This is a genomic window from Neorhodopirellula pilleata (assembly GCF_007859915.1).
GTDB classification, from domain to species: Bacteria; Planctomycetota; Planctomycetia; order Pirellulales; family Pirellulaceae; genus Rhodopirellula; species Rhodopirellula pilleata.
Window position 1 is genome coordinate 154,695 of sequence record NZ_SJPM01000013.1, and the last position, 14,540, is coordinate 169,234.

General features: G+C 56.5%; 8 protein-coding genes. 6 read left to right on the forward strand and 2 right to left on the reverse strand.

Features of this window, described 5'->3' with window-relative positions:
* The first annotated feature begins 80 nt into the window (after positions 1-80).
* The 4 genes from Pla100_RS23920 (at position 81) to Pla100_RS23935 (ending at position 6,093) form a co-directional block, all read left to right on the forward strand.
* Complete coding sequence (locus tag Pla100_RS23920; RefSeq protein ID WP_146580925.1) at positions 81-1,889, forward strand: Hsp70 family protein; 1,809 nt, start codon at positions 81-83, stop codon at positions 1,887-1,889.
* Entirely contained in the window at positions 1,886-3,088 is a 1,203-nt protein-coding gene (locus tag Pla100_RS23925) for a hypothetical protein (protein WP_146580926.1), read from the forward strand. Before Pla100_RS23920 ends, Pla100_RS23925 begins: the two co-directional genes overlap by 4 nt.
* On the forward strand, positions 3,085-4,782 hold the full coding sequence (locus Pla100_RS23930) for a J domain-containing protein (protein ID WP_146580929.1): 1,698 nt from the start codon (positions 3,085-3,087) through the stop codon (positions 4,780-4,782). Before Pla100_RS23925 ends, Pla100_RS23930 begins: the two co-directional genes overlap by 4 nt.
* A 219-nt stretch (positions 4,783-5,001) precedes the next feature.
* On the forward strand, positions 5,002-6,093 hold the full coding sequence (locus Pla100_RS23935; RefSeq protein ID WP_146580931.1) for a methyl-accepting chemotaxis protein: 1,092 nt from the start codon (positions 5,002-5,004) through the stop codon (positions 6,091-6,093).
* Between the two features lie 119 nt (positions 6,094-6,212).
* On the opposite strand, the gene Pla100_RS23940 is transcribed toward Pla100_RS23935, so the two are convergent.
* Positions 6,213-7,973: a hypothetical protein gene (locus tag Pla100_RS23940; RefSeq protein WP_231603488.1), complete on the reverse strand. Its 1,761-nt coding sequence runs from the start codon at positions 7,971-7,973 to the stop codon at positions 6,213-6,215.
* A 10-nt stretch (positions 7,974-7,983) separates the two neighbouring features.
* A complete protein-coding gene (guaB, locus tag Pla100_RS23945; protein ID WP_146580935.1) occupies positions 7,984-9,468 on the reverse strand; it encodes an IMP dehydrogenase in 1,485 nt (494 codons plus the stop codon).
* Positions 9,469-10,158: 690 nt separating this feature from the next.
* Here guaB and Pla100_RS23950 point away from each other — a divergent pair.
* Both Pla100_RS23950 and Pla100_RS23955 read left to right on the forward strand, forming a co-directional pair.
* Positions 10,159-12,948: a DUF1549 and DUF1553 domain-containing protein gene (locus tag Pla100_RS23950; RefSeq protein ID WP_146580976.1), complete on the forward strand. Its 2,790-nt coding sequence runs from the start codon at positions 10,159-10,161 to the stop codon at positions 12,946-12,948.
* Between the two features lie 113 nt (positions 12,949-13,061).
* Entirely contained in the window at positions 13,062-14,381 is a 1,320-nt protein-coding gene (locus Pla100_RS23955; protein ID WP_146580938.1) for a DUF1501 domain-containing protein, read from the forward strand.
* The last annotated feature ends 159 nt before the right edge of the window (positions 14,382-14,540 follow it).

Here is a 14,540-nt window from a genome sequence, read left to right on the forward strand (position 1 = left end):
CGACAGCCGATTGTCTGGACCGACGACGAGTCGACCGGCTAAACTTTCGTATCCGCCGAACTCTTTTTACTTGTTTTTTGATGTCTGACACTTCTCGCGATGCCTTCGGTCATGACTCGCCCGGTTCGGGAGATCTCCACGATTGGGGCGATTCCGGTACGACGCCTTGTATCGGAATCGACTTGGGCACCACCCATTCGCTCGCGAGCTATTTCGTCGATGGGCAACCGAAGTTGATCCCGACCGCTCACGGTGGATTCTTGACGCCTTCGGTCGTCGGAGTGTTGCCTGGTGGCGAAATCGTCGTCGGGCAAACCGCGAAAGAACTTCGCGTCACCGATCCCGAATCGTGTGCTTGGTGTTTCAAACGATTCATGGGTCAAGACCGCCGGATCGCTCTGGGCAAGAAAGAATTCACGCCCCATGAACTGAGCAGCCTCGTGTTGCGGTCGCTCAAGAACGATGCGACGGCGGCTCTAGGCGTTGAAGTCACCGATGCGGTCATCACCGTCCCGGCGTACTTCAACGATCACGCCCGCCAAGCGACCCGATTGGCCGGCGAGATGGCGGGATTGAACGTCCGTCGGATGATCAATGAACCGACCGCCGCCGCATTGGTTTATGGATTCCATCAGCGTGACGAAGAAAAAAACTTGGTCGTCATCGATCTCGGCGGCGGCACGTTTGACGTGACCGTGATGGAAGTTTTTGAGGGCACACTTGAAATTCGCTCTAGCGCCGGCGAAAGCATGCTCGGCGGTGAAGACTTTACCGACCGGATTGTTTCGGAAGTCCTATCCGCCGAGAACGCGCGGTTGGAAATCGCCGAACTCAACGACGCCCTTCGCGTGGCACGTCTTCGCAGCGAATGCGAAACCGCCAAACGCACGCTCGCCGAACACGACGAAGCCCACATCCGCGTGCCCGATGCGGACGGCAAGTACGGCGACAAACCGAAACGTTTTCGCATCGATCGAAAAGTGTTTGCTAAGTTGTGCGATCCACTGCTGCAACGGATCACCGGACCGATCGCCCGCGCGCTGCGCGACGCGGAGATGAAAACGTCCGAGATCGACGACGTGATCTTGGTCGGAGGGGCGACGCGGATGAACCTGCTTCGCGACTTCGTCGCGGAATACTTCGGCAAGCCGCCGGTGATGAAACACAACCCCGATGAAGTTGTCGCGTTGGGCGCGGCGGTCCAGGCGGCTTTGATCGGCCAAGACGCCGCCGTCGACGATATGGTGATGACCGACGTGTGTCCGTTCACGATGGGTGTCGAAGTCGTCCGCGAACTCGGCGGCCAAGTCCGTGACGGATATTTTTCGCCCGTCTTACATCGAAACAGCACGATCCCGATCTCGAAAGAGCAGGTATTTAGCACCGTCGCCGACAATCAAACTTCCGTCACCGTGAACGTTTATCAAGGGGATGCACGCAAAGTCGCCGACAACGTGTTGCTCGGTTCGCTCGAGGTCAGTCCACTGCCGCCGGGACCGGCGGGTAGCCCGTTCTTCATTCGGTTCACTTACGACATCAGCGGCGTCTTGGAAGTCGAAGCGTACCGCCCGGGCGGCAAAAAGTTCCGAACGGTGTTAACGAATCATGTCCAAGGTTTGTCACCCAAGTCCGTCGAAGCGGCCAAACGGCGGATCAGCGAGATGAAGTTCTATCCCCGCGAAGACCTTTCCAACCAACAACTCGCTCGCTACGCCGAACGCATGATCGGCGAACTTCATCCGACCCAGCGGGAACAACTCGACGGGGCCCTTGACGCGTACGAAGCGGCCATGAACCGCGCCGATCGGGCTGAGTTTGACGCCGCGCGAAACCATCTGCTGATGTGTCTGTCGGCGCTCGGCTTGGATCCCAACGGAGAAAACGCGTGAGCGGCGCGCCGGACCCGAACGAGTCCCCCGTCGATAAATCTCTACCCGACAAATCTCGCTCCGGTGAATCGCTCACTAGCGAACTGAAGCAGGCGATCGCGAAATCCTACGTTCGCGAAATGCTGGAACTTAATCCGATGTTTCAATCGCCGCAAATTTTGCGACGGCGTCGCGAAATTTGGCGGGCCGACGAATCCGCCAATACGAATCCAACGATTCGCACCTCGGTCGCAAGCGGAACTTCAGAGGTCGCCGACGCCCAAGCCGATCGTGAATTTAAATTGCGGGCCAAGGCCTGTTTGGAGAAACTGCGAACGAAGTTCTACGAATTACCCGACGACACGCTGCAAAAGTACCTGCGAGTGATCTCCAGCCCGCGAGTGCCGCAGTACGCCGCCGTTTCGGCCAGATTGCGAGCGGTCGCGGCCCAGCGGTTAGCATTGTTGCAAGCCACCGAAGAGACCGGTGATGTCAAATTCGCGTACTCCTTGCAATTCGCCATGATCGGAACCGCCGCCCAAGGTGGTGCCCTACGAGAACAATACATCGAGTCGATGATCGCCGAACGTCGCGTCATCGAAGGTGGTCGAATCGTGAAGAAGTTCATCGAGCGACACCCAGAGATTTATGCGATCGATCACGATTGGTTCGACGCGTTGCTCGATCCGGCGAACCAGCGAGATTGGTCCGCCAATTATTCCACGATCAGCCGCACGCGACGAATGATCGCCCGCCCTAAATGGAGCACAATCGCGTGGGCGATCTTCATCGCGATGGTCATCATCAACGCGATCATTCAGGACGACAAGAATCCCAAGCAGCGACGCAGTTTCCCATATACGCCCAGCGCGACTCCGACACCCGCTCCCGTGCAGCAGACGCCGCGATCGGTTCCGACGACCCCTCCTCAGGCGAATCGTCCTGGAAACATGCCCGACCGCTTCATGGGCGAGCCTTTGTTTCCGGATCCTTTCACGCCCGGTTTTCCCTCAAGCCCGCCGCCATTGCCGTCAACGTTTCTCGAGCAGCCGCCGTTACCACGGTTTGCGCCGAACGGCTTCCCTGACGATTTACCAAGCTTTGCTCCCGAGGCACAGCCCACCGAGATGCCGCCATTGTTCCGCGATCTGTTTCCTGGCGTTGAGCGTTTAACACCGGAACCTTTCGCACCCGATTCATTCTTGCCGGCCAACCCATGAGCGATTTGAAATGGTTGCCCGGCGAGCCCATGCGATTCTTTGGGCTCGACGCAGATTTCGATCGACGTGATCTCAAACGAGCCTACGGCAAGGCGATCCGTCAATATAAACCGGAGACTCACCCGGCGGAATTCGGAATGATTCGCGAAGCTTATGAACGGCTCGAAAAGTCATTGCGTTACGGGCAACAAATGCAATCGCTTGCCCAGGCAAGCCAGGCATGGGAAGTCGACGACTCGCATCAGGGCGAACCGATCGAAGATCCGGTTCCTCGAACCAGTGCGTCTCCCGAAATCCAGCCGACACTCACGTCGCGTTCGGTTGTTCCTTCCACCCCGAAGCCCGATCTAACGCTGCGGCAATTGGCCGTCGTCGATCCGGTCGCCGCAACCGCCAAACTCGATTCGACCGTCCGTCGGTCTCCGCAAGACTATTACATCGCGGCGGTGCTCGCCGACGCCGTATCCACCCGAGCGACGCCGAAGTATCTCGGACACCTGATCGACGGATTGATTGCGTTCCCCGACGATCCCGGACTGACGTCGCTGACGAGTGAATTCCTGCGAACAGAGATTCCTGATGAGATACTGAGTAAGACGATCGAATTCGTTGCTCAGAAAATCACGACGCCGCTGTTTTATGTGCTGACGGAATCGTTGTGGCTGCGATTGATCGAGTCGAGCGAATTCGGTGTCGTGAAAAATTTGCTTGATCAATGCGAACGCGCGATCCGTCAAGACGATCCGGCCGTCCGCACGACGTTTCAATTGCGCTTGATGCGTTCCGCCATTTGGACCGCGCCTTCGGATTGGTCAGCCCAAATCATCCATGAGATCGAAACACATTCCGCATCGTTGAACTACACCGCGCAGATCGACCTACAGTTTCTAGTCGACTTGCAAACCTTGCTGCGCAGTCCGAAGCGTCGCGACCCGATCCGCCAGCAACTGCTCGGCGCAGTCCGAGCGGCATGTCGCTATGACGAGACCCGTTCGGTCGCCCAGGCCGTCCAACTTCTCTCGGAGGTGGCTCGCGATTCAACGGCCTTTCGCGAAAGTTTTCCGATTCAAAACAACGACGAGGACATGGCTTGGGTCAGCGTGATCGAAAGTGTGGTCGATCAACTCGAAGCGTACCAGGAATCATCTTCCGACGCCGCGTCGGTCGACGAGAACCGCTTAGCGGCTCAATCACTACAACTGATCAAAGACCTATTTCCCGACATCGGTTTGGTTGTTAGGGCAGTCGACCAAGCCAAGTTCCGCTACAAGTCGGTGCCGATGTTGGTATGGCTGATTGTGATCCCCGTCGTCGCTGCATTGCCTCTGATCATCGCACTGTCGGTCGCCTTTGGCGGAAACCAATGGGCCGCGATCTTGACTCTCACCGGTCTAGTTTTCATCATCGTCGGCGTCGTTTGGTCATTCTTCGGCTGGTTGTATCCCAAGAAACTGGCACCCCGCCAGGAACAGTTCAAACAAACACGATTGATGCGAGACTACGCCAAATATTGGCGAGCCCGGTTGTTCCGGTTCAGTCAAGCGTGCGGCGAGCCGATCCACGTGCAATGCATCCGGATCGCTCAGATGGGTCGCCAAACCAATCAAGCCGGAGTCAGTGACCTGGCCATCCATTTCATCCGCCAAGACTCCGGGCTGGTGGTCTTCGCCGCCTTGCAGCGGATTCTTAAGTAGGCTCGCAGATTTCACCGAGGCGACTGAACGAACGCTCGTTTTTAGCAGTTCGGAATTGCCAGTCGTACCGGATGTACACCACGTCCTGAATTATTTGACAGTTCCTCGTTGGCATTGTTGGGATCAGTATATCAACGCGTGTAAAAGTTGGAAGCGACCATCGTCCAGGCGGGATGAGTCACGCAATCCGTTTCCTCTCCGTTGCCCCCGGAAAGAACCATGTCGAGCACGCCTGCCGGTCCGTCGGCTGAATCTAGTTCAACTTCATTAACCAGCCCGCGAGAGACTTCGATCCAAGATCTGGTCGAAGACCTCTCGACCGCACTTGAATCCGCGATCGGCGAAATTCACAGCGTCAATGCGGAAACGCGAGTACTCTCGCTCAACGCGAGAATCGAAGCGGCGCGAGCCGGACAATACGGCGCCGCATTCAGCGTCGTCGCCGAAGAGATCCAAGAGTTGTCCGAGAAAACATCCTTGATCGCCGATTCGATGGCCAGTCGAACACGCGAAAAGACCAACGAGCTGATTTCGCTGATTGATGGTTCCGTGCGGGGAACTCGACTAAGCGATCTGGCCTTGGTCAATATCGACTTGATCGATCGTAATCTCTACGAACGCACCTGTGACGTGCGCTGGTGGGCGACCGATGGGAGTTTGATCGACGCCTTGGCCGACGACGCAAACGAGGATGTCATCGCCTACGCTTCGAAACGGCTCGGTGTCATTTTGGACGCCTATACCGTCTACTACGACTTAGTTCTGTGCGACGTCAACGGCCGCGTGATCGCTAACGGACGACCGAGCCAATACCGCAGCATCGGACAAAACGAATCGTCGTCGAGTTGGTTTCAAAGTGCGGTTCGGTCCCGAAGCGGCAACGATTATGGTTTCGAATTCGCCCACTCGTCACGATTGGTCGACGGACAATCGACGCTGGTTTACTCGTGTGGCGTGCGAGAAGGCGGTGAATCGTCCGCACCCGTCATCGGCGTGCTCGGTATCCTCTTCAATTGGCGCGGTTTGGCCGGCCCGATCTTGGACAGCATCCCGGTATCTGCTCAAGAAAAATCATCGACCAAGGCGTGCATCGTCAACCAAGACGGCATGATCTTGGCAAGCAACCAAGAACGATTGATGAGCGATCGCATCGACCTGCCCGACTTCAATCGCGTGCTCAATTCGCCCAAAGGCTTTTACGTCGCCAAGGTCAACAACCAATCCATGTGCATCGCTCACGCGAAAGCCCCCGGATTCGAAACCTACTCGACCAAGTGGTACTCGATCGTGATGCAACCAGTTTCGGAATAGACGTCGGCGTCTATAGCATGGCTAACACGTAGCGAAAGTCGTCGAGACTTTCGGCGATCAATTGCCCCGACCGAAACTCTTGGCGAGTTTCGCAACTAAGGTTCAATCTTAACGACGCACTACGGCACCAATAACGCGGTGCCGGTTATCGCGGCGGCTTGGTACCACGCACCTTTAACGCTCAACGGCACCGGTGGGATGATCCACGGGGCACAGTTGCCGGGGCGATAGTAACCCAACGCGTATTGGCATTCGTGCGGCGAATGGACGCCCATCTTGTATGGCAAGACGGCAATGTTGAAGAAGAAGTGAGCCGACGAGATTACCGGTTGGGCGAACGGCCCTGCGGTGTGTCCGTAACGTTCCAAGTTAACTTCTTCGAAATACAACGGCTTGTGACACAGGTTCGAGGCCACATACGTCATCGTCGTCGGGGTCCAGCTGCGGGGCGTATAGGCGACCTGTTCGATCAAACACTCCGTCGGCAATCCCCAATTCTGTGAGATGTACGCCAGGTCGGGTTCACTGAGTCGATTCAGCGGCAACTCTTCTTGGCTGCCGAATTCGGTGGTGATGACGGCCTTTTCATACGCCAAGTCTTCCAAACGTCCGGTACCCAAAGGTCGACCATCGATCGAACGCCAAACACGGGCTTCTTGCTTGGCCTGAAACTTACCACGTAGTTTTTGAAATTCGTCTTCGTCGATCACGTCGGGACGAAACGGCGGACTGATGTCGAGCGAGACTTGGTCGATCGTCGAAGCTTCGATGCGATCGCGGAAGTCGTCGCATGACAACCCGGTTCCGCTGCTCGCCGGACCGTCGTCATCGGAAAAGATCGAAGGACGCCCCGCATCACGGACGCGGTTGCGTTCGCGTTGCTCTTCACGCTGTGCGTCGCTTTGGCGACGTTCGGCGGCACGTTCGTCTTCGCGATTTTGAAACGGGTTGGGAGCGAATGTTTCCCGATCCGACGGCGAATCAATTTCGTCGACGACATCGGGAGTATTTGATGGTGCCTGATCGCGCGGTACCGGTACCGGCGCGGGTTCGCCTTGGATCATATCGCGAATCGACGAACCATCAGCCGGCGCTGTCGATTCAGGTTGCGGCATCGGATTGATGGGCTTCGAATCGGCCGCCGGGGGATCGATTTCGAACAGTTCGGAAAGTTCGTCAGGAATCCCAGGTGCAGACTTTGGTACAGGAAGCACCTGCATCGGTGCGATAGCCTCGGGCAGACCGAACGAAGGTTCCCCCGGTGGCAGAATTTCGGGAGTACCGATCGTGGACGAATTAGGCGGCGTTGAGGCGTTCGGTGTGGGACTGCTAGGCGGGTTAGCTGCCGAGTCACGGAACAGGTTATCCGGGATCGAGAATCCGCCGGCCGGTTGGTCCGCGTTTGGGTTGGCCGCGTTTTGATTCAACCAAGCGACTCGTTGCACGTTACTCGCCGACGATTGCCGCAGGCGATTGTCGGTCGCTGGTTGATGCGCTGGTTGTTGCGTCGGTTGCTGCGATAGTTCGACCGGAACCGGTTGCCCTGATGCGGCGACGATATTGGGTTGCGTTGTCCACACGTCAGGCCGGGTTGATTTATCCTCGAAAGCCGAGTCACTGATTCGGCGAGCCTGTTCGGCCGCGATCGTGGGGCTGGTTCGCCATTGCAGGTTCCATCCCGAACGCTGGGTCGAAGTGACCGGGTGGGGACGGTCGGCGGTCGATGCGGTGTGGAAATCGCTTGAAGGTCGACCGGAATGAACTGCAGGCGCCGCGCGGAAGTGGCGATTGTCTTGCCAGTTGTCATCGGCATGACCGATACTGGCTGTGGCAAATGCCCCCAAGCCGATGCTGCCCGAAAGCAGCAACGTCGTTGACAAGAGGGTTCGTTTAAGCCGAGTCGCCCGAGTTGACGTCGGGGCTGTAGTTAGGCGCTTCTTGGGTGATCGCAATGTCATGCGGGTGGTTCTCCCTCACCGTGGCGGCCGAGACGCGAATGAATTTCGCGTCTCGTCTTAGTTCTTCGATCGTCCGTGTACCGATGTAACCCATGCCCGCTCTCAACCCGCCGACCAATTGGTAAGCGTAATCCGACAGCGGGCCTTTGAACGGCACTCGCCCTTCGACACCTTCGGGGACAAGCTTGCCCGCTTCGGTGCCTTTTTGACGATACCGGTCACTACTTCCTTTCACCATCGCGCCCATGGATCCCATCCCCCGGTACGCCTTGAAGGTACGACCTTGGTACAGAATCATCTTGCCGGGACTTTCGGCCAAACCGGCAAATAAACTGCCGATCATGACCGTCGAAGCTCCGGCGGCGAGTGCTTTGGTAATGTCACCGCTGAAGCGAATTCCGCCGTCCGCGATGATTGGAATGTTCTTTTCATGAGCAACCTGCACGGCGTTCAAAATCGCGGTCACCTGAGGCACTCCGATGCCACTGATCACGCGAGTCGTGCAAATTGATCCGGGTCCGATGCCGACCTTCACCGCGTCAGCTCCCGCAGCGATTAAATCCGCTGCCCCCTGAGCCGTCGCGACGTTCCCCGCCACAACATCGATATCCCATGCTTTGTTCGTTTTGATTTCTCTGACGGTATCGATCACGTTCTTGCTGTGCCCGTGAGCCGAATCGACCACGAGTAGGTCGACGCCTTGAGCGATCAGCTTCTCGGCCCGAGCGAAATCGCCCACGCCGATCGCGGCACCCACCCGAAGTCGGCCCAGCGAATCTTTACAGGCTCGCGGGTGCCGCTTCATCATGTCGATGTCGCGGATCGTAATCAGTCCCGTCAGTTTTCTTTCTTCGTCAATCAGCAGAAGTTTCTCTACCCTTTTTTCCGTTAAAATCTTCTCAGCTTGCGCAAGACTCACATTCCCTACAGCCGTCACCAAATTATTTTTGGTCATGACTTCGGAAATGGGCAAACTGGGGTCTTCAAGGAACCTCAAATCACGCCTGGTCAGGATCCCCACCAGAGTGCGGTCCGCCTTGACGATCGGGATGCCCGAGACGTTGGCGCGGTCCATCATCTCGACCGCTTTGCCGACCTGTTCCTCCGGCGACAATGTGACCGGGTCGACAATGATGCCGTTGGCCGAGCGTTTGACTTTCAACACTTCGTCGGTTTGGGCTTTGACAGAAAGGTTCTTGTGAACGATGCCCAAACCGCCTTCTTTGGCCAGCGCGATCGCCATTTCCGCTTCGGTGACGGTGTCCATCGGCGACGAGATCAGCGGGATCTGCAATCGAATCCGCTGGGTTAACTGGCTGCTGACGTCCACCTCGCTGGGCACCACTTCGCTGTAAGCGGGAAGCAGAAGGACGTCGTCGAAGGTGATGCCGAGATCACCAATTTTGTCGTGAAACATGAAGGAAGGCCGCCGCTGGCAGGAAAGTGTCAGGAAGGCGAGCGATTATGACGCGAAACGACAACTTGGTGTAGGGCAGGCGAATCCATGCGGCCCACCGTTTCAGCCGACTAACCCTGATGAGTCATCACCCGACGCGTTAGCGAGGGATCATCGGTAAATCCCTCGCTTACCGGTCTGTTGATTGAATCGTTTAACGGCAAGCCGCAGGCGACCGAGTTTGAAAACGCAGGCGCCTGCGGCTTGCCGTTAAACGAAAACGCCCAAACGTGCACTCAATCAACACGCCGTTACGCGCCGGGTTCTGATTCATCCGAGCTAGGCAACGATTTGAAACTTCAAAAAATTGCGAATTTCATTAGGAGCAACGGGGGGGAATTGCTATAACGAAGTGGTTCACGGGACGAGCATCGGGGGAATGACCCCCCTTTCGCCCCGGTAACGGGGTCGTGATCTGAGTTTTCGATCAAGAAACAACGAAACTTCCCCCCGATTCGGGCGTTTCAACGATAGCCGTCGCGTTCGTTGCGTCCCGACGTCGGCTCCCTCCGGTTTTCCCCCCTCTCTCACCCCATAATTGCGAGTTGGCTCATGCATGATGCCGCGCAGGTCCGTTGTTGTCGGACATTCTTCTTGCTTCGTGGATTTCGCTTCACGGCTGGTTTGGGTCTTTTGGTTCTCATCGCGGGGATGTCGGGGATTGCCTCCGGCGAACCGGCCAACACGTCGACTCCGAAACCGGACCCGAACGGGCGCACCATCATCGATCCGCTCGATCAACGTTTCGCCGACGTGGGTACCGACCAAGTGCCTGATTTCCAAAAGCACGTCATGCCGCTGCTCGGACGACTCGGGTGCAACGGTCGCTCGTGCCATGGATCGTTCCAAGGTCGCGGCGGATTCCAACTGTCACTGTTCGGATACGATTTTAAAGCCGACCACCAAGCTCTTTTGGATGAGAACGCCGGAAGAGTCGACGTGGATGATGTCGCCGAAAGTTTGATATTGGCTAAGCCCGTCGATGCGGACATGCACGAGGGAGGCAAGTTATTGGACGAGGGCACTTGGCAATACAACACGTTGCGACGTTGGATCGAATCGGGTGCCAAGACACGTCAGGGCGATGCGTTGACGCTGGAACGTTTGCAAGTCTTGCCGCTTGAATTGCAATTCGAGTCTGACCAACAACAAGTTCAGTTGCGTGCGATCGCTCATTGGGCGGACGGGACGAGCGAGGATGTAACGGATCTTTGCCGATTCGCCAGCAACGACGACGCGGTGGCGGCGATCGACGAAAACGGATTAGTCCATAGCGGCCTGACTGGTGATACCCACGTAGTCGTTTCTTACGACCGCGCCGTCGTGCCGATTCCCGTGACTCGTGCAGTTCAACTCGATAGCCCGGTGACGGCACCGCCGACTTCCCAACATCCGATCGATCAATTGATCGCCCGCAAACACGAAAAGTTAGGCATCGTCCCATCGCCGATTTGCACCGATTCCGAATTCATCCGTCGCGCATCGCTTGACATCACTGGAACGCTGCCCGCCGCCGAAGACGTCCGATCGTTTCTCGCAGATCAATCGCCAAACAAACGAGAACGACTTGTCAACGAGTTGCTAGATGCCCCCGGCTATGCCGCTTGGTGGGCAACCCGCATGGCCGATTGGACCGGTAACAGCGATCAGCAGCTCAACAACGTGTTACCGATTCGTGGCTCGGCTACCAAGCTGTGGTTCGAATGGCTACGAGTGCGTTTGGATGACAACGTGGCGTATGACGAAATTGTCGAGGGCATCGTGATGGCCGAAAGCCGCCAAGAGGGTGAAAGCTATTTGGACTATTGCGAGACAATGACCAAAGCCTGTCAAAAAGGCGGTGAAGAACTTTTCGCCGCCCGGGACGGAATGCCGTTGTATTGGGCTCGTCGGAACTTCCAAAAACCGGAAGAACGCGCGATCGGTTTTGCTTATGCGTTCTTGGGCGTGCGGATCGAATGCGCCCAGTGCCACAAACACCCGTTTGACCAATGGTCCAAAGATGACTTCGAAAAGTTCTCGAAGTTGTTCGAAGGCGTTAACGCGAGACAAAACAACATCGATCCCGAGAGTCGCGAGATCCGTGATGAACTGCTCACGAAGGTCGTCGGTAAACCATACGACCCGAAAAAGATCAATGGCGGTGACTTGAGGAAGATGATCTACAAGGCCGCAGCGGACGGTCAAACGGTCCCCTTTAGTGAGTTGACCTACGTCAATCGAAACGCGGCGGCGATGAAGCGAGCCAAAGCGATGCAGAAAAAAGGCAAGGAAGTCGAAGTAGACGTTCCCAAAGGCTATCTGCTCGGAGCGGCCGACCCATTGCCGCTCGATCAAGACCCACGGGGCGAACTGATGCAGTGGTTACGTTCACCAGAGAATCCGTATTTCGCCAAAGCGATCGTTAACCGCGTGTGGGCGAACTACTTCGGCATCGGGATCATCAATCCGACCGATGACATGAACTTGGCCAATCCGGCCAGCAACGAAATGTTGCTTGAAAAACTAGCGAGCGAGTTCGTTCGCCAAGATTACGACTTGCATTGGCTGCACCGGATGATCGTGACCAGTCATGCGTACCAACGCTCCACCGAGACTAACGCAAGCAATCAACACGACCGCACAAACTTCAGCCGTCACGTGCCTCGGCGGTTGCCCGCCGAAGTCATCCGTGACGCGGTCATGCTGGCGACCGAGTCGCAAACGACGGCAGAGAAAATGCGGACCCAATTGCAGGAAATGTCCATCGCTGGTGACGTGGCCCAAAACCGCAACAACCAAGACTTTGCCTTGCAGGTGTTCGGTCAATCCGAGCGTGAGAACAATTGTGATTGCGACCGCAGTGACTCACCAAGCTTGTTGCAGTCGATTTATCTGCGAAACGATCTCGATGTTTACAAACGTTTGGATTCTCAGCGAGGATGGGTGACCCAGGCTTGCAAGAGTCTTGGTCATGACGGACCGGCCGCGAAAGGTGCTTCGGATGCCGTGGCCAAATCCCAAGACTTGCAAATCCGCCGCAAAGCGGACGAGATTCGCAAACAAACCATCGCACGGGTGAAACGTTTCAACTCGTTCGATGAGAAACAGCGGGCTCGGATGATCGAAAAGGCGGAAACTCAGTACGTGCAAACACGCGCGAAGTTCCGCGAATATGGTTTCGACTCTCCAACGTTTGCCGAGTTGATCGAGAATCCAAATGCCTGGAAGCTGACCGAGGTCGAAGAGCCAGCATCCCAACAACAAGGTCACCTCGTCAAAGGTGCGACCTTGGAATCGGTGATCCAAGATGCCTACTTGCGAACGTTGTCACGTTTTCCGGTCGGCGAAGAACAACAAATCGCGGCGGCCTACATCAACGAATCCGATACCGTCGCCGACGGACTTGCTTCGCTGATGTGGGCGTTGGTCAATACGAAAGAATTCATCATTACCCACTAAAGTTGGGTCCAATCGGTTTTACCCGTAGTGGAGGTTGTTAAACCTCCAGAGCTAATAGGATCTTTAACAAGATCCACTACCTATCCTCCCCCTTCATTTTTGAAAAGCCTAGCATGCGTTTACACAAAACTTGTGACGGTGTGACTCGTCGAGATATCCTCCGAATGGGGACGCTCGGTACCGGTGCGGTCGGAATCAGCGGTTTGACCATGCCGGGTTGGCTGAGCATGGCCGAGGCCGGTGAGATCGCCGCCAGCGGTGCCAAACGCGCCATCTTTATCGAATTGGTCGGTGGCCCGTCGCACATGGACACGTTCGATTTGAAGCCGAATTCACCCAGCGAAGTGCGAGGTCAATTCAATCCGATCAAGACCAACTCACCGGGCGTCGAGATTTCTGAACACTTGCCCAAACTCGCCCAGGTGACCGACAAATTCGCGATCCTTCGCGGCGTCAGCCACACCTTGGCCGCTCACGAACTCGGTCGCGAATACGTTAACGCTGGCAGTCGACCGATTCCGGCTTTGAAATTTCCGGGATACGGAAGCGTCGTGACGGCCGAGCGGGAATGCGACATGGACATTCCCCCACACGTGGCGATCCCCAAGTCGGGTCAAGGCCCCGGTTTCATGGGATTGCAAAACGCCGCACTCGAAACGAAAGCAACGCCGCAGTTCGGTCGACCGTTTTCGGTTCGCGGTATTTCGCTGCCAGGCGATTTGTCGGTCGACGAAATCTCTCGTCGCCAGCAATTGCTTAAACGACTCGACCGTCGATTTGCCGAAATGGAAGCCGATGATCAAATGCTGCAAGGCTTGTCGCGTTTCGGCGAACAAGCTTATGCGATGATCACCTCCCCGCGCGCTCGTAAAGCGTTCGCAATCAACGAAGAACCCGAGAGTTTCCAAAAACTGTTCGGCGAAGACCCGTTCAGCCAAAGCTGTTTGCTGAGCGTTCGATTGATCGAGTCGGGCGTGAACTTCGTTTCCTTGCAGCTCGGCGGTTGGGACACGCACCAAGACAACTTCACCAAACTGAAGACGGACAACCTGCCCAAGCTCGACGCGGGACTCGCCGGGTTGCTCAACGGACTCGAACAACGCGGCTTGCTCGATTCGACTGCCGTGATGGTGACGGGAGAATTCGGCCGCACGCCGAAAATCAACACGAGATCAGCCGAAGGCGGACGCGACCACTATCCACGTTGCATGTTCATGTTAATGGCGGGCGGCCGCGTTCGCGGCGGCCAAGTCATCGGCGAAAGCGACGACAAGGCCTCCGCCCCACGTCATGAAGCGATCACGCCCGATGACGTCGCGGCAAGTTTCTACCACAACCTGGGCATTGATCCGACAAAGGAATTCGAGTCCGATACCGGACGTCCGATCACCTTGGTTCGCAACGGAAAGATCATCCCTGAGCTGTTCGCTTAAGGAACACCAACGTTTGACAGCCAAGCCCTAGTAGTCTATCGCAGCTCAATTTTCGGGTAGAGGCGTCTTAATTTGATCCGAGCGTCTGCGGTCGTGAACTGCCAATCGATTCCCGTTTGACGCTCGTTTCGCGCGGCATACCACTTGGTAATTCGCTCG